Below are 24,122 nucleotides of genomic sequence, written 5' to 3' on the forward strand. Positions count from 1 at the left end.
TACACCAAAATGAATCGGCTCAGCGCCATCAGCTTTCAGTTCATTCGGTGTGCCCATAAGCGCTTAGTTATATTTTTAAAGGGAAGTTCAAGTCAACATGACCTATCCTCGTCTTTTAGGCACGGTCTGCTCTGCCATCTGCCTCATGAGTTCCAGCGCGGTGTTTGCTGCTGGCGGTACACCCACTAATATCAAATCTCGCCTCGACCGATTGGAAACATCTCAGTTACGCAACTCTATGGTGTTGCCTTACTTTTTTAGCTCTGATTCTATGGGAACCAATATTGGTGTTGGCGGCATGATCAAAGGTATTCATCAAGACCAAATGGTGGTCGGTGGTACGATCTTTGGCGGCACAGAGAGTCACGCTCTTTCTGCGGGCATATGGAACTATATGATTCCTGGTACAGAACGGGTATTTTTAAGCACTTTTGGTATGTGGGGATATTATCCAAAACAGAGAGCTTACACCGGCTATAACGTACCCGCGGGCACGCCGTTACCGGGAAGTAACGACTCCTCATCTGAACAGTATTTTGAAGGCAGTGGTAACTCCAATTGGTGGGATATCAAGCTTGAGTATGTGCTGCCAATTGGCGCCAACAAACATTCGGGCACCGTTGACTACCAAGTAAAAAATGGACTGTTAGTCTCAGCACCGACCGGAGGAAGAGAGTGGAACCCACTAACCAGCGGCACCACCATCTTTGTTGCTCGTCAGTTTAATCGTTACCAATCCTTTGAAACCGATTCTGGCGACATAGATGGCACCATTCACGCGATGGAGTTTGGTGTTTACTACGATAATACTGACTTCGCTCCCAACCCATCTTATGGTACTCGACACTATATCTCGACATCCCATGATTGGGGTTGGCTTGAATCCAAACAAGAGTGGTCTTTTTATGAGTTCGACACCAGCGCCTTTTTCTCATTAGGGGAAAGTCATTGGGCATCACAGCGAATTGTTGCGTTAAACTTTTGGACCGGCTATTCACCAACATGGGAAGTTGAATCCGACAGTAGCGGTAACAGCAGCGTCAGCGGCAATGCTCCCTACAACGAAGGGGCAACACTTGGTGGCTTCACGCGTATGCGTGGCTACGACATGAATCGTTTCCATGACAAGGCCGTCATTTATGGCGCTGCTGAGTATCGTTACACGCTGAGAAACAATCCGCTAAAGGACGTAAACTGGCTTAAATTTTTGCGCATAGACTGGATTCAGTTGGTTGGCTTTGCGGAAGTGGGTCGCGTGGGTCCTGAATATAACGCCAGTAACTTATTAACCGACATGAAATACGACGCCGGTGTCTCTGTACGAGCATTAATGGCAGGACTTGTGGTTCGAACCGAACTGGCAACGTCACCAGAAAGCACCAATTTTTGGCTAATGGTCGATCATCCATTCTAATATTCCATCGCTAGCGAACAGCCTTTCTCCAAAGCACGCGCTTTTATTACTATACCCAAGTCAATAAAAGCGCGTGCTTTTTCGTTTCTCCGATTGCCTTTGCTTGACCGCTGATGAACCGAAAATGAATCTAAGCCTCAGTCACCATTAATTCATGCCTCTGTAATATCCTCACTTGAAGTTACTTATTTGGTTTCATTATTTAACACATTGAAACCCATTACCGAATACTGAGGAAAATGATATGAAACCGATCAGCATTGTTGTAATTACCTTAAACGAAGAGAAACGTATTGCGCGTCTACTTACTGACCTAAGCAAACAAAGCTATCAAAACTTTGAGGTTATCCTCGTTGACTCCAACAGCGACGACCACACCGTGGCAGTAGCAGAAAAATTTGCGCCGACTCTCCCTAGCCTCACCACTCATGTTATGACCACTCGTGGCGTCAGTCTGGGTCGTAATACGGGAGCCAAACTGGCCAAACATTCAACCTTGCTATTTTTAGACGCAGATGTGCGATTAGACTCAAACTTCTTAAGTCGTTCCGTGGCCAAGTTGGTAGATGAACAGCTTGAAGTTGCGGGTGTTTACATGGGAGCAAGCCGTCTGCCCTTTCATTATAAGCTCGGGTATTTCGCCTTTAACGCAGGTCTATTCGCGACTCAGTTCTTTTTCCCGACTGCCGTTGGGGCATGTATCTTCTCAAGTAAACGTGTCCACGAGGAAATTGGTGGGTTTGATGAAGAAATCATCCTGTGTGAAGACTGCCATTATGTCAAAAAGGCTGCCAAAACATGGCGTTTTAGAATGATCCCAACCGCCTTTGAATTTGACCCGCGTCGCCTTGAGCAAGATGGTATCGCCAAGATGGGGCTGACCTACCTCAAAGCCAATGTGCGTCGCTTCTTTATGGGTGAGATGCGCAATAACGAGATAGAATACCCGTTCGACCACTACCAAAAACAGTAATGGGTTTAAGGTAATCTCACTATGTTTACTACCGTAGGATTATTTATTGGTGCGCTATTGGATGCCCTCATTGGTCCCAATTTAATTGTGCCCGGAGAGCCATTTCTGATCGCTGCTGGCTACCAGTTACACCAAGGTATTTACACTGGCATCATCGCCGTGCTCGCTGGAGGTTTAATTGGCGATCAAATCAGTTACTGGATTGGTCGTCAATATGGTTCGGCGGCTCGACGTCGGTTGATCGAATGGAAGCCAACCCTAAGACGATCGTTTGCACGCGCCAAACTGCTTACGTTAAAACATTCTGTATGGGTGTTAGTTGTGGCTCGATTGTTAGGTCCCGTTGCTTGGGTTGTGCCTTTCGTCGCGGGTAGCCATAAAATTGCATGGCGCAAATTTACCCTGCTTTCCAGCATCGGTCTGTGCTTGGGCGTAGGACAGTTCGTATTTTGGGGGTATTTATTGGCAGCAGGTGTTACGCATATCCCGGTTATCAGCGATCTCGTGCAAATCGTTGCTGAACATAAACTCACTGTCGGGTTATTGGTTATGACACTGTTTGTTGGGCTATGGGGCTGGAAAAAAAAGTGGCAAAAACTTCCCGCAAAATTGGCTCTATTGCTAAGCGTTGGGTTGGTGACCATCAACTTGGGACACTTTTTTGGTCCCGCTCCGAAAGCAACCATGAGTCATGTCATTGAGCAGAGACAGCCTATTTCTCTTGAGAGTATCGACTACCGAGTATTTGCTGGTCAATCCTCTATCTACTCAGCTCAAGCAATGAATATTGTCTATTTAGGCGAGAGCCCAAGATCACTGATGAACGCATTGGGTTGGATTGAAAACCGAACCTTTACTCATGGGCAACTCTCATTTGGGGACTACATTAAACTGTTGAAGGAGAAAACTCCGCCAGTTTCCGATTTGCATTGGAACGGTCTTCCCCAAGACATGGCATTTCAACAAGCGGGCTCGTTAACTCATCGCTCTCATATTCGTTGGTGGAACGCAGGCCAAGACATCAATAGCGGTCAAACTGTCTGGTTGGGTGCGATTAGCTATGATAATGGCTTAAGGGTGACCCCATACAACGGCATCATTACCATACTCCACAGCATCGACCCAAACGTGGACGGAGAACGAGACCAGTTGAAAGAAAGTATAATGAGCATAAATGCATTATGGGATGCGGAGCGACTGGCCTTAGCCAAACCAATCGCTCTCAACAATGGACATGATTACTACAGTGATGGACAAGTGTTATTGGTTTCAGAACCCATTGAGGCACCGAAAGTGGCCAGTTTATAACCCAAGTCGACAGCACACTAGTTAACGTCATAGAGTGTTCGATTGCGATGCATAAACTTTGGCCATACTTTTCCTAAACTGGCTCCCAAAATGATTGTGAACAAAGCAATCAAGTGTAACGAAGAGAGTGTGACCGAATTAAATGCAACCGCCAACAGCATCATAGATAGCAATGGCGTGAGGTAAGTCAACGAGCCAATAAACCTTGGGTCACCGTGGCGCATCGCATAATCCCAACTGTAAAAACTCAAGCCCATAGGCCCTAAGCCTAACAACAGTAATGACACCCAATCACTTAATTGAATTGGCGGGATCTGATCCATTGTCATCACAAATACCCCAAGTGACAACAATCCGGACATCAAGCAAATAGCCGCAACCGCCGAGCTAGACATCCTATCGTTGTGGCAATTAGTTAACGTATAATGCGCCCATAAAAGCGCTGCACATAACGCTTCGAGGTAACCTAGCCAATGCTCGCTACTTATCTCAGATTGTTGATTGTTCATCACCATTAAAATAGCAACGAAGGAGAGCCCTGCCCCCAAAACATGGCCAACATTCAATTTTTGACCACCAAACAAAGGGGTCCCCAACACGATAAACAGTGGCCAAAGATACTGAATCATATTCACTTCTATCGCTGGGGCTCGGCTAAATGCATCAAACAGCAGATAGTGGTAGCCAAACATACCGATGATCGCTTTAAGCCAATCTTTGATAGGCAAACGCCATGTTCGATAATGCTTTAACCCCGGAATCGAGGCGATGATGAGCACGATACCCACAGTACATAGGGGCGGCAAGTGATTCACTGAAAGCGTCAATGCCGCTAAAGATGACCACATGACAATGGTTAACAAAGCGGCAAACAGTCCAAGATAGCGCTTCATCATGCGCCAACAATGTTGTGTTCAGGACCAAATTTAAAGCCTGTGATATTTTCGCTACCTTGTTCATTGACAACCAAAATATCATGCTCTCTATAACCTCCCGCTCCCGTTAAGTGATCAGGAATCATCAGCATCGGCTCCATAGACACCACCATCCCCGGCTGCAAAACGGTCTCTATGTCTTCTCTTAGTTCCAGTCCAGCTTCGCGTCCATAGTAGTGACTCAAGACACCAAACGAGTGACCATAGCCAAAGGTTCTATAATCAAGCAACCCATAACCACGATAGATTTCATTTAATTCGGCGGCAATATCGCAACACTTTGCGCCCGGCTTGATAAGCTCAAGACCTTTTCGATGCACTTCGCAATTTATTTGCCATATTTTCAGTTGCTCATCATCGCAGTGATTCAAGAAAAGGGTACGTTCCAGAGCGGTGTAGTAACCCGCTATCATAGGAAAGCAATTTAGACTCAAAATATCACCCGACTGCAAGCGACGAGTAGTGAGCGGATTGTGTGCCCCATCGGTATTAATCCCAGACTGAAACCAAGTCCACGTATCTCGTAACTCAATGTGGGGAAACGTCTCGGCAATTGCGCGCGTCATGGCGTTATTGGCTGCAATCGCTACTTCGAATTCTGGCACATTTTCTTTAATCGCTTTGACACAAGCGGCTCCACCGATATCCGCGATGCGAGCGCCATGTTTGATCAGTTCGATTTCTTCCGAACTCTTAACCATTCTCTTTGTCATCACATCGCCACTGATATCGTAAAAGCGGGCTTGTGGGTAGAGATCTGCGAATTTTTGCTTCGCCATCAAGGTCAAGTGATCGGCTTCTATCGCGACGGTTTTTGGGTTAGGCAACACATTTTTGATCGCTCGATAATAATTATCTTGTTTCCAATCGGTGTATACCAAATTGTCTCCAATACTACGGCGATACGGTTGACCCGCATCGATATTGGCTGAAATTGTCACCGAGCGGTCTTGAGTGACAACGAGCGCATAAGGGCGCCCAAAAGAAGTGTATAAAAAGTCACTGTAGTAATTGATGTTTTGAATGGAGGTAAAAACCACCGCATCCAATTGTTTCTCTGCCAATAGCTCACGCAAGGTCGCGAGCCTTGTTAACATCTCCAAAGAAGAAAAAGTCCCTTTGACCTTTTCACCGTTTCTGATTTCCAATATATCTTGCATGACATCTGTCCCTTTACTGATTTGCACGGTAATTATCTTGTTGTAATTGCCGTATAGGGACAAACAATGAATCGTAATGCCGGTATTATCTGTGCTTATGTGAAAGCATGGAATCCACGCTATAGCGCGTTTCAAACTCTTTCGCTTGCTGTCGCATCCAATGGGAAAAACGTTGAATCTGTGGTCGACTGGTTAACTTTTTCAAACAAACCAAGTAAACACCATCATCTTCAAGCGCATGACCAAATAGTGGCACGAGTTTCCCTGCGGCCACATCTCGAGCCACCAAACTATGGCGCCCCAATGCCACCCCTTGCCCATCAATCGCCGCTTGAACAATCAAGTCCGCCTGATTGAAACTATAACCCGCATTGCAATCCACTCGACTTACACCAAGATCACTAAACCAGCGCTGCCAAGAGGTGGACAGTTTCGCTTGCGGTAAAGAGTCATGAAGAAGCACCGTTTTTCTTAGATCTTCCGGTGTTCTCAAGGGCAATTTGGCGAGCAGGCTTGGACTGGCAACCGGGTAAATGTAATCACGAAATAATAGGGTTTGTTCCATTGCAGGTTGATCCCCGACACCATGACATATACCGATATCGACATCTTCGTTACGAAAGTTTGGCTCAGAAAAACTGGCTGAGATAAGCAGATCAATCTTAGGGTTATTTTGATAAAAGCTGCTTAAACACGGCATCAACCAGCGGCTGGCAAACGACGGCATACAGTAGACTTCTAACCGTGTCATCTGCTCTTTTGAGTCAATATCGCTTAATGTGTCACGAATTTGCAACAGCGCTAATTGCACAGACTGATACAAGTGCTCGCCATTAATGGTCAACGTTAACTGTCTTGGCTTGCGTTCGAACAACTTAAAGTTCAAACGTTGCTCTAGCTGAATTACTTTTTGACTCACGGCACTTTGCGAAACGCAAAGCTCTTGCGCAGCGAGAGTAAAACTCAAATGTCTCGCCGCCGCTTCAAAATAGCGCAGGGCTTCTAGGGGTGGGAGTCTTAATGCCACATTGACCTCCATGTCAACTTGTCAACCAAGCAAACTTCTTAACGACTCAGACATAGTGCGGTCAATTTTCATCACCTTATCAGTAACGAAACGGTCGCCTTATATCCATACTAATAATAATGTTTATAGCCGCTATCCTTTGCAGAATATATGCCACTATTCACAACGATTCATAACCACCATCTAACAACGTTCTGCCCTATCACTCACTTTGTCAGCGTAGTCTTCATCGAATCAGAACTCTCAACTCAAAACGTCATAGCCAAACAGCCACGCACAAATATGTGGCATTTTAAGCCACACTTTCTCCCCAAGCTGGTGCATAACGCCTTCTTATGTATACAGATTAGCAATCACCGTTTGTCGGCGACCTTGCAATTGAATCAATATAGATGACAACTACCTATCATCATAACGAGGGATCGAGATGAAAGTTCAATTACCAAGTAAAACACTACTATTGGCCACCACACTGCTTAGTTCACTATTCACTGGCGCTGCTCATGCTGACCTTCTCTCGGAGATCAAAGCAAAGGGCGAGATTACCATTGCTACTGAAGCTCGCTACGCACCCTTTGAAATGTTGCAAGACGGTAAGATCGTCGGTTACGGCAAAGATGTTCTTGATGAAATCCTTAAAGATCTACCGGGTGTCAAACTGAAACAGCTGGACTTGCCTTTCCAAGGTATTTTGGCTGGACTAAACGCAAACCGATACGACTTTGTCGCCACATCTCTGACGATTACCAAAGATCGAGCGGCTAATTATTCTTTCACATACCCCATCTCAACAGCTTCCGTTGCTATGCTGAAACGCAAAGGGGATGACCGTATTCAGAGTCCAGAAGATATGGCAGGTATGGTACTGGGCACTCAAGCGGGTTCCGCTCAGCTAAGTGTGATTAAAACTTTTGAACAAGAGGTATTAACGCCAAAAGGCGACAAGTACAAATCTATCAAAGAGTTTACCGACTACAACGAAGCTTATGCCGCACTTGCATCTCGTCGCGTCGATGTGGTTCCACAAGCGATTCCAAATCTTGCACCGATTATCAAAGAGCGCCCAGACATGTTTGAAATCGTGCAACCTCCTTTTGGTCCAGCAACGTACTACGGCTGGGTAGGCAGAAAAGATGCTGACTCAGCAACACTTGTCCAGTTCATGAGTGACGGGATAGAAAAGCTTCACAAAAGCGGTAAGTTAGCCGAACTGCAGCAAAAATGGTTTGGTTTCACGATGGACGTACCAACAGGTATGGTTCCACAGCCTATTCACTAATTCTTTAAACATCCGCGCTAGCCTCCAAGGAATCAAGGAGGCTAGTTATATCCGCATTGATCATCCGAGGCTTAGATGGAACCTAACGCTTGTACTAAACCAAAACTCAACCTACCGTTTGTCGGATTTTGTACCTTTGCTAAAAGTCCGATTGTTGAACAAGGCAGTGCCTATCAAGCCGACTTCGCGGTCATTGGTGCGCCTTTCGATATGGGATGCCAGTATCGTTCCGGCGCGCGCTTTGGTCCTAGAGCCATTCGTCAAGCATCTACCCTATTCTCTTTTGGTCATCACGGAGCTTATGACCACGAACTCGATACACTATTTTTGGCCAAGGACAAAGTAAATATTGTCGATGTCGGTGACGTCGATATGGTGCATACCGACACTTCCACCTGCCTGAATAACATTCAAGATGAAGTCAAAGCCATTCTGTCAAATAAAGCCATTCCGGTGGTACTGGGTGGCGACCATGCTATTACAGCCGCCGTTCTGGCAGCTTATGACGGACATAAACCCATACATATTGTCCAAATTGACGCTCATCTAGATTTTGTCGATGAACGGCACGGGGTTCGCTACGGTCATGGAAACTGCATGCGCAGAGCCTCAGAGATGCCACATGTCTCGGGTCTAACGCAACTTGGCATTCGTAATGTTTCATCATCGAGTCAGTCTGACTATGTGGACGCCAGAAACGCTGGTTCCAACATTTTATCAGTACGCCAGTTCCGTCAATCGAGTATCGAGGATATCTTGGCGACGATTCCCAAAGGGGAAGCTTGCTATATCACTATCGACATTGATGGCTTCGACCCCTCCATTGCTCCCGGAACAGGTACCCCGAGCCACGGTGGGTTTCAATATTACGAGGTACTGGAATTTCTTCGTCAAGTTTGCCAACACACCGAGGTTGTGGGTATTGATCTTTGCGAAGTTTCACCACCTTACGATCCGGCAGAGGTCACAGCGACCCTCGCGGCTCAACTGTTGATGAACCTGATTGGTTATGTATCACACTATGCGTCCCAAGGAGAGTCTCATGTCTAATCCAAACCAAACGCTGCCAAGATATAGTGGTATCGCAACATTTATGCGTTGCGACTATGTCCCCGAGCTTCAAGATGTCGATATTGCTCTAGTCGGAGTACCGTTTGACGGGGGTGTGACCAACCGAACAGGCACTCGACATGGTCCTCGTGAGATCCGTAACCAGTCCAGTTTAATGCGCATCATCAATCAAGCAACTGGGGTCGCTCCTTTTGAACTGTGTCGAGTTGCGGATGTAGGTGATGTACTTCCCGACTCGCCTTTTGAGTTAGTCAAAGCTCACCAGTCGATAGAGTTATTTTTTAAGCAAATCAAAGCCTCAGGTGCACTGCCTATCGCAGCCGGAGGTGACCACTCGATTTCATTGCCCATTTTAAGGGCTTTAGCGCAAGACGGACCGGTAGCCCTCATCCATTTTGATGCTCATTGTGACACAGGCGACAATTACTTCGGGTCCAAGTTTCATCATGGTTCACCATTTAAAATCGCGGTAGAAGAGAACCTGATTGATCCGAAAAGAACCATTCAAATCGGTATCAGAGGCTCACTAAATGATAAAGATATGTGGCGCTTTAGCCATGAGACCGGTATGCGTGTTCTCTATATGGATGAATGCGTTGAGCTCGGTGTCGAAGGGATACTGCAACAGATAAAACAGACCATTGGCGATACGCCTGCTTACGTTACCTTTGATGTGGACTGTCTCGATCCCGCCTTTGCTCCGGGCACAGGAACACCTGAGATGGGAGGCTTCACCTCCATCGAAGCACTGCAATTAATCCGTGGTCTTCAAGACGTCAACGTTATTGGCGCGGATGTGGTTGAAGTGTCTCCACCTTTTGATCCAACAGGGAACACCGCGCTTGTAGGGGCGACGATCATGTTCGAGTTGCTCTGTATCGCGGCTCAATCACGGCAGCGAAATGCTGTTGCTAAGGAGACCTGCCATGTTTGATTTCTCTGTTGTTTGGAGCGCGATACCTTCATTATTGACGGGGCTGTGGACCACGGCGTGGATCTCACTGATTTCTATCATAATAGGCTTTGGCTTGGGCGCTCTAATCTGTTTAGGGCGCATGTCTAGCACCACGGCAATCCGAACCTGTTGCCAGATCTACATCAGTGCCTTAAGAGGGACGCCGTTGTTGGTTCAGTTAGTCATCGTTTTCTATTTTTTACCTCTGGCTGGTATCAATATTCCCTCAATTTTGACCGCAATTATTGTTTTGTCGATGAACACCGCCGCGTTTCAATCAGAGATACTAAGAGGTGGTTTTCTCTCTTTGCCTGCCGGTCAAAAAGAGGCGGCTTGGACGTTTGGTTTTTCTCCAGTACAGAGGCTGGTTCGCATTGAACTGCCCCAAGTATTCCGTAAAACCTTACCTTCCTTGGTGAATGAAACCATAGATATCATCAAAAACTCAGCACTGATTTCAACCATCGCGGTGACTGATTTAATGCGATTGGCACAAACCTATTCGTCAACCTCATACCGACCGATTGAGTTTTTCGTCACTGCAGGTCTGCTCTATCTCGTCCTTACTTCATGTATCGGGCTATTGGGGCGCTATATCGAATCAAAGCTCGCCACCAGCTAGAGGAACCGTCATGGATTTCACACTTTATTTCACCTACGCTCCACTACTTGCAAAAGGGCTGGCTTATACCGTATTTGTTTGCTCAATTGGTCTTCTGATCAGCCTATTTGCTGGGTTAGCACTCTATGGAGTGAGTCAAGTTGCCTGGTTACCACTGCGCATCTTTTACCGCGGCTATCTATTGATTTTCAGAGGCACACCATTGCTGGTGCAGGTCTATCTGGTATTTTACGGTGGGCCATTTGTTGGTATCGAATTAAGCGCTGAGCAGGTCGGTATCCTTGGGTTAGGGATGTACGGCGCTGCCTACTTTGCCGAGATCTTTCGTTCTGGCTTTGCCAGTATTCCCAAGGGGCAAGTTGAGGCCAGTTATGACCTTGGCTTTTCGCGCTGGCAGACCTTAACACGTGTACAAATTCCTCAAATGCTCGGGTTAATCATTCCACCTAGCATTAACCAAAGCATCATTTTAATTAAAGAGTCGGCGATTTTGTCGATTATCACTGTACCTGAGATAACCAAAGCCGTTGTCACGATGGCGACTCAAACCTTCACCGTTGTGGAGCCATACCTATTTTTGGCCGTAGCCTATTGGTGCATTACCTCAGCACTAGCAAGGTTCGGGGCGTGGAGTGAAAAGCGCGCGCGACATTACCTCAATTAACGTTGGCCTAAGCCGCTAGATAAAAAAGGATTTTTCTATGAAAACACAACATAAAGCCATCAAATTGGTGCAGTTAAATAAAAGTTTTGGTGACAACCATGTATTAAAGGGCATCGATCTCACCATAGAAACCGGCGAAGTAGTCTGTATTATTGGCGGCTCAGGTTCGGGAAAAAGCACCATGTTGCGTTGCATGAATTTTCTTGAACATTATGACAGTGGCGAAGTACTGATAAACGGCAGAATGATTGGCTATGGTGCCGATACACAAGGTAATTTTCAGAAGCTTCCAGAACACATTGCCCAACGCGACCTCACCGATGTCTGCATGGTGTTCCAACAGTTCAACTTGTGGCCACATATGACGGTACTGGAAAACGTCATGGCACCTTTGGTCTACGTTAAGAAACTCAGCAAGCAGCAGGCTAAGGACAAAGCCCAACAGGTGTTAGAAAAAGTAGATATGGCTCATAAAGCAGACGCTTACCCAAATCAACTCTCGGGTGGTCAACAGCAGCGAGTCGCGATTGCTCGTTCCTTGGGCACAGAGCCAAAGATCATGCTATTTGATGAACCAACCTCAGCCCTTGACCCTGAATTGGTTGGCGAAGTATTGAAAGTGATGAAATCTCTAGCAGAAGAAGGGATGACTATGGTCATCGTCACCCATGAAATGGGTTTCGCTGCCCAAGTCTCCGACAAAGTGGTCTTTTTATCTCAGGGGCAAATTGCAGAACAAGGGTCACCTAATAAGCTATTTTTGTCACCACAAACCTCACAGCTTAAAAGCTTTCTGGCGACATGGAGTGAGAGAAATAGTGGCTTAGGGATGGCCCAAAGCCGTTCTTTAGTGGATGTTGCCTAAGCTTTGCCAACTCAATAGACAAAAAGAAAGGGGAGCGTAACACCGTCTCCCCTTTTTCCACTTCTTTAACTTCTTTAACTTCTTTAACTTCTATTCGTAGCGCAGCGCCTCAATCGGATCGAGTTGTGATGCCTTGTATGCTGGGTAGAACCCAAAACCAACACCAATCAGCGCCGTTGCTGACACGCTAATGGTAATAATCACGGGTGATAGCACTAACTGCCATCCCAAGCCGTATTGCAGTACCCCGACCACAAACAGCGATATGGCGACACCAATAAGTGCGCCAAGTAAACATAACACCACACTTTCAATCAGAAATTGAGTCAAAATATGGTTGGGTTTTGCCCCAACGGCCATCCTTAAACCAATCTCTCGAGTTCGCTCGGTCACGCTCACTAGCATGATATTCATAACACCAATACCGCCTACCAACAACGAGACTCCGGCGACGCCAGCCAATAACATATTAAAGACTTTATTCGCTTCCGCTCGGGTATTGAGCATGGCGGTTAGGTTCATGATCTTAAAAGGACTGACTTGAGTGGCTGAAATACGGTGTCGCTGATGCAGTAAACGCTCTAGTTCCTCGGTGACAAAGTCCATATCATCAGCACTGCCCACCGAGATCGCCATACGACTCACTCGATCGATTTTGCCATTGCTGCGCCCAATAATACGGCGGTTGGCGGTGGTAAGAGGAACCACAACCACATCATCGAGATCTTGTCCTCGAGTGTCCTGCCCTTTCTCTTTCAATACCCCAATAATCGTCAGGGGCACCTTATTGATACGGATTTCCTCACCAAATGCATGGCTGGGATCGCCAAACAGCTCTTTCGCTACCGTTACACCGATTAACGCCACCTTTGCCCGTTTCTTTAAGTCACTGTCATCAAATAAGCGACCTTGGTTCACTTGCAAATTAGTGGCCGTCAGGAAGTCCGCATTGCCTCCTTGTACCTTGGTGTTCCAGTTTTGATTGCCCCATACCACCTGAGCTTGGCTGTCCACATAAGCACCCGCCGCTGCGACCTCTGGGATCTCGGATTTGATGGCGAGTACATCCGACATATCGAGCTTATTGGTTGATCCCGATGCGCCCTTGGCGCCACCCGATTTCACCGCCCCAGCTCGCACCATCAAAAGATTGGTACCCAAACTCTCAATCTGCTTTTCAACCTGTCTTTGTGCGCCTTCACCCAGAGCAAACATGATAATCACAGCACTGATGCCGATAATAATACCCAGAGTAGTAAGAATTGAACGCAGCATATTGCGCTTTAACGACAGCAACGCCGTTTTAACTAAGATCATGCAACACCTACCTGTGTGGCGTGAGGATGACTCACCAAGCGTCCATCGCGAATGTGCAACACTCGACTGGCTTGTGCAGCCACTTCAGCATCGTGAGTGATAATGATGATGGTCTGCCCTTGACGGTTTAAGCCCTTAAATAATTCAACGATTTCATCACTGGTTTTACTGTCCAATGCCCCTGTTGGCTCGTCGGCCAGCAGAATATCAGGGCGATTAACCAACGCGCGCGCAATCGCGACACGCTGCTGTTGCCCCCCTGACAATTGATTGGGGTGAGAGTCTAAACGATCACCAAGCCCGACCATCTCTAAACACTGTTTCGCTCGTTCATCTGCATCTGTGACGAGTTGGTCAAAATACATCAATGGCATTTTAACGTTATCGCGTGCCGAGGTTCGAGACAACAAGTTAAACTGCTGAAAAACAAAGCCAATATGATCACGACGCACTTCCGCCAGTTGCGCTTTGTTGAGATCACTGGTGCCTCGCCCCAGTATCTCGATAGCCCCTTCTTCCGGTGTCATCAAACAGCCAATCATGTTCATTAAGGTCGATTTTCCAGAACCTGACGGTCCCATGATCGCCACCATTTCACCCTGCTCAACGATAAAATTCACCTCATTAAGCACCTGAAATCGTTCATCACCCACGGGAAAACTGTGACTGATGCTTTCACAGCGTATTGCCGGGGTCATTAGCGTTTCTCCCTATATTGGTTGATCACTAAATCATTAGAAAGATCCGGCGCAATCACCGCGGTGTTTTTATCATCAGAGACGCCAAATTGCGCCTGAACGGTCACAATCTTGCCATCACGCAACACCATAAGTGGTCCCATTTTCACTTCGCCTTTGCGAATTTTCTTCTGGAGTTCACGCTGTTCCGGCGTTAATGCTTTTGCTATCAGCTTTTGAACCTGTTGACGCTGTTTGCGGTCGATTCTAGATTTGGGATCAATGTTATTCTCAGCAAGCGATTGGTAAATCTCATCAACTTGTTGTTGAGATAGATCGAGATACTTTAAACGCGACAAAGGTCCTTTCGCCTCATTGCTGTCCGACACCGCATAGCGACTGCCCATGCGCACCGCAGTGTTACTAACACGCTGCACATCGCGCATATTCTCAATCTCCACTTCCATATTCGCCGTCATACCCGGCAGCAGAATATTGTCAGGGTTACGTGTGCTCATCACCACGATATAACTGACAACACCCGAGTTATTTTGGGGGGCTTTACGGATCTGGTTCACCTCACCTCGAAACTTCTTACTCGAGAAAGCATCCACGGTAAATGAAACCTGTTGTCCTTCTTGGACAAGACCGATATCAGATTCATCTATGTAGGCCTCTATTTCCATTTCCGACAGACTTTTTGCCAGAGTGAAAAGCTCAGGAGTGTTGTAGCTTGAAGCGACTGTCTGACCTGCCTCAATGGTGCGGTTGATGACGAAGCCGCTTATCGGAGCTCGGATATCAGTGCGTTCCAGTTCGATTTCTGTCTCTTGTAGATTGGCTTTATTCGCTGCCAAGGTGGCTTTTAAGATATCCAACTGCACGTAACTCTGCTGCCAGTCCAATTTATACTGCTTGCTTTGTGTTTCTAAGGTATCAATCGCATCTTCAGAAATATTCGCCCCTTGATAGAGACCCTGAGCACGTTTTAACTCTCTCACTGAGCGTTCGTAGTTGAGTTTAGCCCGTTCGATTTGGTGGACTTGCGCTCTCACATCGGCATCACTTTTTTCTACCAAGGCTTTTGCCTGAGCGACTTTTGCCGCAAATGAAGCAGGATCGATTTTTGCGAGCAATTGACCCTGTTCAACCGTATCGTTGAAATCGGCATAAACCTTTATTACCTGACCTGAGAGTTGCGCACCGACCACAACGTCATCAACAGCGGCAAGGGTTCCGGTTGCGCTCACAGAGTTTTGAATGTCACCGTGAGTCACTTGCTCTGTTTTGTAGCTTGTATCTGTCGCATTGACGCCATGCGTTCCATTTTGCGAGTACCACCAATAACCTCCCACTAATGAGCAAGAGACCGCCGTTAACATCAACACCTTAGGCCAGCGATTCATAACGAAATTTTCCTTAAAAATTAAATGCGAGTCAGACAAAAATAAAGCTATTTACGGTAAAAAAACAGAGCTATCTACGGTAAAAAAATAAAGCAATTTACGATAAAAAATAAAGCTTTGGTAATTATCGTTAAAGGCGTTAGCCAGCCAAACCTCATTTACAGTATTTTACATATGTTCGTGACTCTATTCTCAGTCTCAGCATGGCTAGCGTCACCGAGCACCTTGTGATCGGCGCATTACCTGTTACATTTTTATACAGACCCTATGCATGGAGCCAAGCTATGGCCGGTTTAAGTTTGCTTACCTTACTCGATGATATTACCGCCGTGTTAGACGATGTGGCTTTACTCACGAAAGTCGCTGCCAAAAAAACCGCCGGAGTGTTAGGTGATGATCTGGCACTGAATGCCCATCAAGTTTCCGGTGTGACCGCCGAACGTGAACTTCCTGTTGTTTGGGCTGTGGCTAAGGGGTCATTAAAAAACAAATGTATCTTAGTTCCTGCCGCACTATTGATCAGCTTTATTGCACCGTGGCTGATTAACCCTTTATTGCTTTTAGGAGGGCTATTTCTCTGTTTTGAGGGCGCTGAAAAGATCTTAGAAAAGTGGTTTCATCATGAAAGTGACAAAGAAAAAGCCCCCACCTCAGCCCAGATGTCAGAGCAAGAGTTAAAAGAGTATGAAAAGAAAAAAATTGCGGGGGCAATAAGAACCGACTTTATCTTATCGGCAGAGATCATCGTAATCGCGCTTGGCACGGTGCAAGGTCAAGTGATCGCGACGCAAATTATTGTCGTTAGTCTGATCGCACTGGTGATGACTATCGGTGTTTATGGTTTAGTTGCTGGCATTGTCAAACTGGACGATGCGGGCATCTATTTGGTGCAAACTGCTAACGGTTCTGGCTTCAAACATTCTTTTGGTACAGGGCTTATCACCTTTGCACCCAAGCTGATGAAAACTCTAACTATTGTCGGTACTGCGGCGATGTTTTTGGTTGGTGGTGGGATTGTTGTTCACAATGTGCCTTTTATTCACCACCTCGTTGCCCCGTTTGAGGTGCAGCCTATCTTGTCGATAATGGTCAATGGACTAACGGGTCTGTTGGCAGGGTTATGTGTGGTTGCCGTTGTCACTGTGATTTCTAAAGTCACCCGCAAACATAAGACCTCTTCATAAATCAGTTGTAGCTGAGGGCTTGGTGAAAGAGGTCGCAGTACCGTCTCACCACTATCTTGCCGTACACCAGAAAACCCCTGCCCACCACAAAACCAAACGTAATTTGTCCCGAGTTTCAGTCAGTTAAATCGCCCGAAATTCCCCATCAAAAAGGCACCATAAAACGCCCTCAACACGATAAATATTTTTTGTCGTGTTGCTGATTATTTTTCGTTTTACTCTTTGCCAACCTAGCCTCATAGTCGCGCCAATTCTTGCCCATGGCATCAGCATCTAGCGACAATTTTGGAGGTAAAAAATGGTAGAAACACAATCACTATTGACCGCAAAAACAGGCTTTAAAGTTCCTGTTATTGCTCTGTCATTTTATGCCGTCGCATCGGGTTACATGATGAGCCTTATCCCGTTGGTGCTTGGACAATATGGCTTGGATAGCAGTCACGCGAGTTGGCTAGCGAGTGTGTTTTATGCGGGTTTGCTATTTGGGGCAATCACCATTGAGCCATTGGTAAAAACCACCGGACATCGATGGGCCTTTGTTATCTGCTTAGCTGTATTTGTTGCGACCATTGCTGTGATGCCAGTGTTTGCCAACATCTATGCATGGCTCACCGCTCGATTCGTTGCTGGCGTCGCCGTTGCGGGTGTCTTCGTTATTGTCGAGTCATGGCTGCTAGATGGCGAAGATGACAGTCGAGCAAAACGACTCGGTTTGTATATGGGTGCGCTCTATGGTGGTTCTGCGCTTGGGCAGATGGGCATTGGCGCCTTTGGCACTCATGGCTTTACACCCTTTATCGCGATTGTGTCTATGCTCAGTTGTGCGATTGCGGTTCTGGTCTTTTGCCCGACATCTCAACCTGTCGCGGAAAGTTCAACACCTTTATCGCTAAAACAGGTCGCAAAGCTAAATCATGCGGCGGTCATTGGTTGCGTTGTATCAGGGCTAACGTTGGGTGCCATCTACGGTCTTATGCCGTTAGAACTCACCGTGCGCCAGATCTCTCAAAACCATTTAAGCGTGCTAATGACTTTGGTTATTCTTGGTGGCATGGCTGTACAGACCATTGTTCCTAAGCTTTCCAAGCTAATGGGACGCACTCTATTGATGGGGTTGTTCTGTCTGCTTGGTGTTTTTGCTACGGGTATTGTGATTGTGAGTGGCAGCATTCAATGGTTGACCGTCAGTTTGTTCCTATTGGGTATGGCAACATTCGCTCTCTACCCAATCGCTATCAACTTAGGTTGTGACAAACTCGATCGACGCTTTATTGTATCCGCAACACAAGTGATGCTGTTCTGCTACAGTGTCGGCTCAGTCGTCGGTCCACTATTTGCCGATTGGTTTATGCAAGGCAAACACGGCTTAATGGCTTATTTGTTCGCTATTCAAATGGCAACGGCAATCTACATGTTTATCGCCAGTGTCAAAACCAAAAAGCAAGTGGTTACTGGCGGCTAATAAAGTGTCGTTTTCTGCAAATAATAAAAAAGGCTCCTATCAAAGATAGGAGCCTCAATCAATCTGAAATACTCAGACGATAGCCAAAGTTAGCTGCGTTTTGGCTGCTGGTAAGTTTTACCTGCGGCTTTGTAGGTATCACTTGGCTTCATTTCAAAGAACATATCGAAGAACCATGCGATAAACTTAATCACATCGTCGCCTTCATTCATAATATGTTCGACAAGCTCTTGCTCTTCACCATTGTCATCGGTTTGCGTGAAAACGTGATAGATGCGTTGCTCACCATCAATGTCCGCAAGTGCAAATTGACCGCTTAGGCTATTTGCCGCTTCAACAATCTCTTCATTGTCGATTTTTTTTAGCAGTTCCAATACGGTTGGTACGGATTTTAGCTGACACAAGGTTTTTACCAAGGTCTCAAATTCATTCTGTTGCATCACTGTTACCTTATTTGATTGCACAGGCTCACGAGTTCAACAAGACACTATAGACTTGCGAGTTTGGTTTCCTGTTGCTTGATCAGATTATCCAACTCGTCACGACGAGCAATAAACTGTTTCAACTCAGACTTGGGCACAGAGTCTGCCATAGGAATGTTCGCACGCATAGCATTAACCGGTCTGCCGCGCACAATTAATTCATAATGCAAGTGCGGTCCCGTCACTCGTCCTGTCGCACCAGATAAACCGATCCTCTGACCTCGGGTCACTTTTTGTCCCTTGCGCACAAGGATTTTACTTAAGTGCAAGTAGCGTGTTTTATAAGGACCGCCATGATCAACGACGACATACTTACCGGCATAGGGATGATTTCTCACCATAGAAACAACACCATCACCAGTGGTGTACACGTTAGTCCCCGTCGATACACCAAAGTCGGTGCCATTGTGAGGCGCTACTCGACCTGTGACTGGGTGTTTACGATTAGGGTTAAAGCTTGATGTGATTCGGTTGTTCTTCACTGGATAGCGAATAAAAGCGCGTTGCAGGCTTTCCCCACTTGCATCGTAATATTGTCCATTACTATGAAGATAAGCCGAATATAGCTTGCCCCTATTGAAAATTTTTATTGCTTGTATCTCGCTCGCTCCTGTATCCACGCCATCAACCGACTGTTTGCTGGTCACGACTTCAAAACGATCCCCAGCACGTAAATCTCGCGCAAAGTTCAGTTTATCTTTCAGTAGTGTTACCACTTGATCGATATCGCGTGGACCAAGACCCATTTTATTGGCAGAACCTGAAAAGCTGCCGTTTATCTCTCCAACAAGAGCAACTTGATTCCAATTACTGGGAACCACCACCATTTCATATTCATAACTGCCATCTTGCATACGACGGTAGTTCGACTTTTCAGCGAGACTGCGGATGACTTCTAAGCGCTGTAACCCATTAGCTTGTTCAAGTTGCCAAAAACGAAGTTTATCACCCGGTCTAATCGTATCGAGTACCAAATAATCAGAGTCTGTCTCCATCACTGACATCATATCCGAGTATGGGAAACCAAGACGGTCAAAGATCTGGCTTAAGCTATCGCCTTGTTTCACAACGTAATCAAAACTAGGTGGCTGTTCAGTCGTGACTTGAAGCAGAGGTTCAACCTGAGAACTCGCTGCTTTCTGGGTCGTCGCTTCTACCTGAGTCGTCGTTTCAACAACAGGCTCTAGCGAAAGATCTACCGTGCGGCTGAGTTGAGGTGTTGGCGTGTTATTTAATACCAGAAGTACCGAAATAAAAGGGAGAGAAAAAGCTAAGCTCAGTTTAAGCTTTTTAGAAGAGGACGCGCGTCGTTTCACTTCGCTCTGGGATTGGTTCGATTGCACAATGACTCCGATGCAGTCTGGTTTAACATAAAACCCTAGATTAAACATTTCCACCAGAGATTGCATCTGTGTTGTAAGACCGCAAGGGAAAAATTCAATTCAAAATTGTAAAAAAGCGAGACAGATCGCCTCGCTTTGGGGTTAGCATGTCAACATTTGACTTAATAGCAATCTTTGTTGATGATTTTCATGATCCGAAAAGGAGTGTTTAAAAGAACGTATCACGAAAAATCGAAGCATTACCTTGTTTCAAAAAACCTAGTGACAAAAAGTCTAGTGGCAATAAAGCCGAAAGGTATAGCAACGTAGAGAAGCATCACGCGGTCGAACTAGGTCGCATCGCTATCGCTGTCCATATCATCGCTATCACTATCCATATCATCGCTATCGCTTTCCATATCATCGAAAACATCTGGGAAACCCCAATCGTCGTCCGATGCATGTGTTGCCGGTTGTTCTAAAGCATCAAAGTGATTTTGCTGTCCCAACCCTGAATGGGTAGTCAGAGCACTGGCTCCAAATGTAAAAAACAGCGCAAGTGTAGCAAGTAAAATTCGCATGTTAGTGACTCCTTGTTGTTGTATCACACGATTAATTATAATCATGATCACAAATACAACAAAGAATCGCTAAATTTACTTTACATTGTCTCAGTATTGATTTTGCATCTTAACATTCAATACAGAACGACATGCTACGGTTGCTCAAGCATGATTTTTGACTTAATTTGCTTCAGCTGTGGTGATCACGCAGTTTTCAGCACCAAAACTATTGGCAATATATTGATCGGCGCTACCGTCGTTCACCCACTCGGTATCATTGATCAAGTAACGAAACTGAAACTGTTCGTTTTTTGGAAGGCGTGTTTTGTATTTGAACGTCTTACTTTTCGCTACTTTTTTCATCGGTACAGGCTGCCAATCATGAAACTCTGCCACAATTGCAGCGCTCTCAACTTGATTGGCGTCTAATTCAAAGGTTACTTCTACTTCATCTTTCGTTTTGAAAAATCGCTTATTAATCATGACAAACTCCATTTGTATGTAAAATTACAACATCTGCTAGAGCATATTATGTAATTAGGCTCACATTCTCAACACTAAACTGTCTAACTTTCCATCAATTTAATAGTTGGAAACAATTTGCTTCAGCAGATTAACTCTTGCTCTGCTAACAAATTACAGCTCAATGTCTCTCGCTGCTCGGGGCTTTCTGAGAATGGTTGGCTGGGTCCATAGGTCAAATAAGAGAGTCGTATTTTCGATTGAGATATTGTGATTTCCCCAAGAGAAATGCGGTCACCAACAAACTGTTGATTAACCAGAATAACTCGCTGTCTTTGGGTGTCCCATTTAAAGATACCGAGATAATAGAAGATACCACTGCCTTGATTACTCAGACTAAATGGCGCAATAAACACGCTGTTTTTGTCGGATCCTTGCCATTGATGCAAATAAGCGTAATGCACTGTCACCTGCCCTCTGACCTGACCATCGTCATAATTACCGTATGCAATTTGTTGTTTTTCATCAACATCAGTCAATAAGGAAAACGCATTGCTTTCTGGCACTTTAATTGTCCAAGGATTTTTCGTGCTGATCCCTAATACCGCTTCCACTACCGGATCTGATGCCACTGATGCGCGATCAGGAAATTTTTGTAATATTTCTTCATCACTCAATGAAAAACGATAGACACCGGCTACGATAACAAGCAGCAATAGGCAAATTGGAATCAATAAAATCAATGGTATAGGCAGTCTCTTTCTCACCTTAAATATTACCTTTGTTAGCTCACTCATTAGGTAATCACTATGTTATACCCAAGTAAGCGTTTTGTACTAAATTTAATAATAAAACTGATACCCATATTGAGAGTGAATAGATAAAACTCTGTTTGAAATTCTGCTCAGCCACTTTTTAGCTTGAACTCACAAGTGCATATTTAACCCTTATTGGTGAATATTATTGCTTTAAAGGATAAAACCAAGTACCCTTGCGCTCCGCTCATCAAGAAGGACATTTGATACCGCGTGTTGCCAAGGAAATGGCTGACTCTAACTAGTTGTAATACGAGACTAAAATGACAAACCGTGTTCCTTCTTCGTCAACTGACAAAAAGAAAAGCAATTTTTGGATGTTCTTCATCCCGTCTATGTTGGGCCTATTCCTATTTATGGCGCCTATCAGTTACCAAGGCGATCTTACAATCCCAGTAGCCGTGCTTGCAAAGCATCTGCAAGTCATCATCGGTGATGCCATGGTTGGCTTAGTGACCATCATCATCGGCTTTATGGCGTTGGCCTCTTTGGTTGCTCGTATTGCGAAACCGCACTTTATTCGAAACAACGAATTTCTTAACAGCCTATTCTCGCCAACACCAATGTGGCTTGCGGTGCGAGTGATTGGCGGCATCGCTGTTGTGCTGAGCTATTTCCAAGTCGGACCTGAAGCAATATGGCAAGAGAACACTGGCGGTCTGGTATTAGAAGGACTGCTACCAACCTTATTTGCAGTATTTATTTTTGCTGGTTTACTGCTGCCTTTGTTACTGAACTTTGGTCTGCTTGAACTGTTTGGCACTTTACTCAGCAAAATCATGCGCCCAGTATTTAACTTGCCTGGTCGTGGAGCGATTGACTGTATCGCTTCTTGGTTGGGTGATGGCAGTGTCGGGATCCTTTTAACCAGCAAACAGTATGAAAGTAAGTTTTACACCATGCGCGAAGCGGCGGTTATCGGGACCACTTTTTCCGCAGTATCCATCACGTTTAGCTTGGTTGTGCTCGCGCAAGTCGAACTGGAACACCTTTTCCTACCGTTTTACGGTGCCATCTGTTTGGCGGGTATCGTGGCAGCCATCATCATTCCACGATTGCCACCACTAAGTTATAAAAAAGACACCTACATCGACGGTACTGAGCCGAATAAAGATGCAGAAGTCATCCCATCGGGTCACTCAGCGTTTAGTTGGGGCTTGAAGTTGGCACTTAAAAAAGCGGACTCAGTCACTTCAGTGAAATCTGTCTTCACTGAAGGCGTGAAAAATGCCGTGGATATGGTGTTTGGCGTACTCCCTGTAGTCATGGGTCTAGGTACGATGGCACTGATTGTTGCTGAATACACTTCAGTATTTGAGTGGCTAGGGACACCATTTATCCCTTACTTGGAATTATTAGGGGTTCCTGAAGCCGTTGCAGCCTCAAAAACGATGGTGGTTGGCTTTGCCGATATGTTCATCCCATCGATCCTTGCTGCTGCGATCGATAACGAAATGACTCGCTTTGTTATTGCGGCTATGTCAGTAACGCAGTTGATTTATATGTCTGAAGTCGGTGCACTGCTGCTTGGTAGCCGCATCCCTGTTAATATTTTCGAACTGTTTGGGATTTTCATTCTACGAACATTAATCACACTACCGGTTATTGCGGGTGTTGCTCATATCATCTTTTGATTGATGCGTTGGGCTTAAGTTTTTCCAGTCACGCATAGTAAACGGAGCCTATTTTAGGCTCCGTTTTTTCATGCCTTTCTCATGCATTGAAACAAATTTTCTATGAGACAATATGCTTAATAGGTTGCGGAATTAAACAGATGAACTATGGTATCTGTAATGAATAAATTGGGTAAAAGGAGGGGCGCTATATGAATCAAACACTTGAAAAAGATATTGTCGATGCGATACATCACTTAAACCAAGAACAGTTGCTTGACGTGAAAAAATACGTAGAACAATTGCGTACATCAAGAAGTACCAACGCGCTTATCGAAGACGACGAACTCGATATGCTCCTTAAGCTGATGGCTACGGAAACTGATTATCGCTAGTTAAGTATAACGACCGATAATAATAGCGACTCGCAAGCACAGCTATTCATAACATTGCCATCAATAAACATCATTACCACTGATAAATATTATTCCCAGCGGATATCACAACCAAGCACACAAAGTGATTGAGCATCTACCTAGCTAACCG

Annotated in this window: 23 protein-coding genes and 2 pseudogenes; 13 read left to right on the forward strand and 12 right to left on the reverse strand. The window is 45.6% G+C overall.

What is annotated here, in order from left to right; genetic code table 11:
• Positions 1–97 precede the first annotated feature (97 nt).
• From L9Q39_RS18630 to L9Q39_RS18640, 3 genes are all read left to right on the forward strand, one after another.
• Entirely contained in the window at positions 98–1,414 is a 1,317-nt protein-coding gene (locus tag L9Q39_RS18630) for a BamA/TamA family outer membrane protein (protein ID WP_237486580.1), read from the forward strand.
• 244 nt (positions 1,415–1,658) lie between these two features.
• Entirely contained in the window at positions 1,659–2,387 is a 729-nt protein-coding gene (locus tag L9Q39_RS18635; RefSeq protein ID WP_237486581.1) for a glycosyltransferase, read from the forward strand.
• 21 nt (positions 2,388–2,408) lie between these two features.
• The gene (locus L9Q39_RS18640) at positions 2,409–3,695 is read left to right on the forward strand and encodes an LssY C-terminal domain-containing protein (protein WP_237486582.1); all 1,287 of its coding nucleotides are present in this window, start codon (positions 2,409–2,411) and stop codon (positions 3,693–3,695) included.
• Between the two features lie 17 nt (positions 3,696–3,712).
• Here the strand turns inward: L9Q39_RS18640 and L9Q39_RS18645 are convergent, their stop codons facing one another.
• From L9Q39_RS18645 to gcvA, 3 genes are all read right to left on the reverse strand, one after another.
• Positions 3,713–4,591, reverse strand: a complete 879-nt coding sequence (locus L9Q39_RS18645) for a DMT family transporter (RefSeq protein WP_237486583.1) — start codon at positions 4,589–4,591, stop codon at positions 3,713–3,715.
• Positions 4,588–5,790, reverse strand: coding sequence for a M24 family metallopeptidase (locus tag L9Q39_RS18650; protein ID WP_237486584.1), 1,203 nt, complete (start codon positions 5,788–5,790; stop codon positions 4,588–4,590). The genes L9Q39_RS18645 and L9Q39_RS18650 overlap by 4 nt, the downstream gene beginning before the upstream one ends.
• 85 nt (positions 5,791–5,875) lie before the next feature.
• On the reverse strand, positions 5,876–6,817 hold the full coding sequence (gene gcvA, locus L9Q39_RS18655; RefSeq protein ID WP_237486585.1) for a transcriptional regulator GcvA: 942 nt from the start codon (positions 6,815–6,817) through the stop codon (positions 5,876–5,878).
• A 427-nt stretch (positions 6,818–7,244) separates the two neighbouring features.
• Here gcvA and L9Q39_RS18660 point away from each other — a divergent pair, with 427 nt between their 5' ends.
• From L9Q39_RS18660 to L9Q39_RS18685, 6 genes are all read left to right on the forward strand, one after another.
• Positions 7,245–8,096 carry a transporter substrate-binding domain-containing protein gene (locus tag L9Q39_RS18660; protein ID WP_237486586.1) on the forward strand — a complete coding sequence of 284 codons (852 nt, stop codon included), beginning with the start codon at positions 7,245–7,247 and terminating at the stop codon, positions 8,094–8,096.
• A 75-nt stretch (positions 8,097–8,171) separates the two neighbouring features.
• A complete protein-coding gene (gene speB / locus L9Q39_RS18665) occupies positions 8,172–9,146 on the forward strand; it encodes an agmatinase (RefSeq protein WP_237486587.1) in 975 nt (324 codons plus the stop codon).
• Positions 9,139–10,101 (forward strand): agmatinase, encoded by a 963-nt coding sequence (gene speB, locus L9Q39_RS18670; protein ID WP_237486588.1) that lies wholly within the window; start codon positions 9,139–9,141, stop codon positions 10,099–10,101. Before speB (L9Q39_RS18665) ends, speB (L9Q39_RS18670) begins: the two co-directional genes overlap by 8 nt.
• Positions 10,094–10,744 carry an amino acid ABC transporter permease gene (locus tag L9Q39_RS18675; RefSeq protein WP_237486589.1) on the forward strand — a complete coding sequence of 217 codons (651 nt, stop codon included), beginning with the start codon at positions 10,094–10,096 and terminating at the stop codon, positions 10,742–10,744. Before speB (L9Q39_RS18670) ends, L9Q39_RS18675 begins: the two co-directional genes overlap by 8 nt.
• Positions 10,745–10,754: 10 nt before the next feature.
• A complete protein-coding gene (locus L9Q39_RS18680; RefSeq protein ID WP_237486590.1) occupies positions 10,755–11,408 on the forward strand; it encodes an amino acid ABC transporter permease in 654 nt (217 codons plus the stop codon).
• 37 nt (positions 11,409–11,445) lie between these two features.
• Complete coding sequence (locus L9Q39_RS18685) at positions 11,446–12,273, forward strand: amino acid ABC transporter ATP-binding protein (RefSeq protein ID WP_065676802.1); 828 nt, start codon at positions 11,446–11,448, stop codon at positions 12,271–12,273.
• 90 nt (positions 12,274–12,363) lie between these two features.
• Here L9Q39_RS18685 and L9Q39_RS20740 read toward each other — a convergent pair.
• The 4 genes and pseudogenes from L9Q39_RS20740 to L9Q39_RS18700 all read right to left on the reverse strand — a co-directional run.
• Positions 12,364–12,723 (reverse strand): annotated as a pseudogene (locus L9Q39_RS20740) (ABC transporter permease); the annotation flags it as partial.
• A gap of 138 nt (positions 12,724–12,861) precedes the next feature.
• Positions 12,862–13,590: pseudogene (locus L9Q39_RS20745) on the reverse strand (ABC transporter permease); the annotation flags it as partial.
• Positions 13,587–14,288, reverse strand: a complete 702-nt coding sequence (locus L9Q39_RS18695) for an ABC transporter ATP-binding protein (RefSeq protein ID WP_237486592.1) — start codon at positions 14,286–14,288, stop codon at positions 13,587–13,589. The pseudogene L9Q39_RS20745 and the gene L9Q39_RS18695, both read right to left, overlap by 4 nt.
• Positions 14,288–15,673: an efflux RND transporter periplasmic adaptor subunit gene (locus tag L9Q39_RS18700; protein ID WP_237486593.1), complete on the reverse strand. Its 1,386-nt coding sequence runs from the start codon at positions 15,671–15,673 to the stop codon at positions 14,288–14,290. Before L9Q39_RS18700 ends, L9Q39_RS18695 begins: the two co-directional genes overlap by 1 nt.
• A 284-nt stretch (positions 15,674–15,957) precedes the next feature.
• Here L9Q39_RS18700 and L9Q39_RS18705 point away from each other — a divergent pair, with 284 nt between their 5' ends.
• Entirely contained in the window at positions 15,958–16,857 is a 900-nt protein-coding gene (locus L9Q39_RS18705; protein WP_237486594.1) for a DUF808 domain-containing protein, read from the forward strand.
• 298 nt (positions 16,858–17,155) lie between these two features.
• On the forward strand, positions 17,156–18,319 hold the full coding sequence (locus tag L9Q39_RS18710) for an MFS transporter (RefSeq protein WP_237486595.1): 1,164 nt from the start codon (positions 17,156–17,158) through the stop codon (positions 18,317–18,319).
• Between the two features lie 89 nt (positions 18,320–18,408).
• On the opposite strand, the gene L9Q39_RS18715 is transcribed toward L9Q39_RS18710, so the two are convergent.
• The 5 genes from L9Q39_RS18715 to L9Q39_RS18735 form a co-directional block, all read right to left on the reverse strand.
• Complete coding sequence (locus L9Q39_RS18715) at positions 18,409–18,759, reverse strand: hypothetical protein (RefSeq protein WP_237486596.1); 351 nt, start codon at positions 18,757–18,759, stop codon at positions 18,409–18,411.
• A 47-nt stretch (positions 18,760–18,806) separates the two neighbouring features.
• Positions 18,807–20,144 carry a peptidoglycan DD-metalloendopeptidase family protein gene (locus L9Q39_RS18720; protein ID WP_290369172.1) on the reverse strand — a complete coding sequence of 446 codons (1,338 nt, stop codon included), beginning with the start codon at positions 20,142–20,144 and terminating at the stop codon, positions 18,807–18,809.
• A 329-nt stretch (positions 20,145–20,473) separates the two neighbouring features.
• Positions 20,474–20,704, reverse strand: coding sequence for a hypothetical protein (locus L9Q39_RS18725; protein WP_237486597.1), 231 nt, complete (start codon positions 20,702–20,704; stop codon positions 20,474–20,476).
• A 162-nt stretch (positions 20,705–20,866) separates the two neighbouring features.
• Complete coding sequence (locus tag L9Q39_RS18730; RefSeq protein WP_237486598.1) at positions 20,867–21,169, reverse strand: isoamylase early set domain-containing protein; 303 nt, start codon at positions 21,167–21,169, stop codon at positions 20,867–20,869.
• A 122-nt stretch (positions 21,170–21,291) separates the two neighbouring features.
• Positions 21,292–21,945, reverse strand: a complete 654-nt coding sequence (locus L9Q39_RS18735; protein ID WP_237486599.1) for a hypothetical protein — start codon at positions 21,943–21,945, stop codon at positions 21,292–21,294.
• Between the two features lie 281 nt (positions 21,946–22,226).
• Between L9Q39_RS18735 and L9Q39_RS18740 the strand changes: the two genes are divergently transcribed.
• Entirely contained in the window at positions 22,227–23,597 is a 1,371-nt protein-coding gene (locus L9Q39_RS18740; protein ID WP_237486600.1) for a YjiH family protein, read from the forward strand.
• A gap of 191 nt (positions 23,598–23,788) precedes the next feature.
• Complete coding sequence (locus tag L9Q39_RS18745; protein WP_237486601.1) at positions 23,789–23,971, forward strand: hypothetical protein; 183 nt, start codon at positions 23,789–23,791, stop codon at positions 23,969–23,971.
• The last annotated feature ends 151 nt before the right edge of the window (positions 23,972–24,122 follow it).

The sequence above is a fragment of the Vibrio hippocampi genome (assembly GCF_921292975.1).
GTDB lineage: Bacteria > Pseudomonadota > Gammaproteobacteria > Enterobacterales > Vibrionaceae > Vibrio > Vibrio hippocampi.

Bases quoted from the DNA above. Each gene is read 5' to 3' on its own strand.
- L9Q39_RS18630 (WP_237486580.1), top strand. From the start codon at position 98: ATGACCTATCCTCGTCTTTTAGGCACGGTCTGCTCTGCCATCTGCCTC.
- L9Q39_RS18635 (WP_237486581.1), top strand. From the start codon at position 1,659: ATGAAACCGATCAGCATTGTTGTAATTACCTTAAACGAAGAGAAACGT.
- L9Q39_RS18640 (WP_237486582.1), top strand. From the start codon at position 2,409: ATGTTTACTACCGTAGGATTATTTATTGGTGCGCTATTGGATGCCCTC.
- L9Q39_RS18645 (WP_237486583.1), bottom strand. From the start codon at position 4,591: ATGATGAAGCGCTATCTTGGACTGTTTGCCGCTTTGTTAACCATTGTC.
- L9Q39_RS18650 (WP_237486584.1), bottom strand. From the start codon at position 5,790: ATGCAAGATATATTGGAAATCAGAAACGGTGAAAAGGTCAAAGGGACT.
- L9Q39_RS18660 (WP_237486586.1), top strand. From the start codon at position 7,245: ATGAAAGTTCAATTACCAAGTAAAACACTACTATTGGCCACCACACTG.
- speB (WP_237486587.1), top strand. From the start codon at position 8,172: ATGGAACCTAACGCTTGTACTAAACCAAAACTCAACCTACCGTTTGTC.
- speB (WP_237486588.1), top strand. From the start codon at position 9,139: ATGTCTAATCCAAACCAAACGCTGCCAAGATATAGTGGTATCGCAACA.
- L9Q39_RS18675 (WP_237486589.1), top strand. From the start codon at position 10,094: ATGTTTGATTTCTCTGTTGTTTGGAGCGCGATACCTTCATTATTGACG.
- L9Q39_RS18680 (WP_237486590.1), top strand. From the start codon at position 10,755: ATGGATTTCACACTTTATTTCACCTACGCTCCACTACTTGCAAAAGGG.
- L9Q39_RS18685 (WP_065676802.1), top strand. From the start codon at position 11,446: ATGAAAACACAACATAAAGCCATCAAATTGGTGCAGTTAAATAAAAGT.
- L9Q39_RS18695 (WP_237486592.1), bottom strand. From the start codon at position 14,288: ATGACCCCGGCAATACGCTGTGAAAGCATCAGTCACAGTTTTCCCGTG.
- L9Q39_RS18700 (WP_237486593.1), bottom strand. From the start codon at position 15,673: ATGAATCGCTGGCCTAAGGTGTTGATGTTAACGGCGGTCTCTTGCTCA.
- L9Q39_RS18705 (WP_237486594.1), top strand. From the start codon at position 15,958: ATGGCCGGTTTAAGTTTGCTTACCTTACTCGATGATATTACCGCCGTG.
- L9Q39_RS18710 (WP_237486595.1), top strand. From the start codon at position 17,156: ATGGTAGAAACACAATCACTATTGACCGCAAAAACAGGCTTTAAAGTT.
- L9Q39_RS18715 (WP_237486596.1), bottom strand. From the start codon at position 18,759: ATGCAACAGAATGAATTTGAGACCTTGGTAAAAACCTTGTGTCAGCTA.
- L9Q39_RS18725 (WP_237486597.1), bottom strand. From the start codon at position 20,704: ATGCGAATTTTACTTGCTACACTTGCGCTGTTTTTTACATTTGGAGCC.
- L9Q39_RS18730 (WP_237486598.1), bottom strand. From the start codon at position 21,169: ATGATTAATAAGCGATTTTTCAAAACGAAAGATGAAGTAGAAGTAACC.
- L9Q39_RS18735 (WP_237486599.1), bottom strand. From the start codon at position 21,945: ATGAGTGAGCTAACAAAGGTAATATTTAAGGTGAGAAAGAGACTGCCT.
- L9Q39_RS18740 (WP_237486600.1), top strand. From the start codon at position 22,227: ATGACAAACCGTGTTCCTTCTTCGTCAACTGACAAAAAGAAAAGCAAT.
- L9Q39_RS18745 (WP_237486601.1), top strand. From the start codon at position 23,789: ATGAATCAAACACTTGAAAAAGATATTGTCGATGCGATACATCACTTA.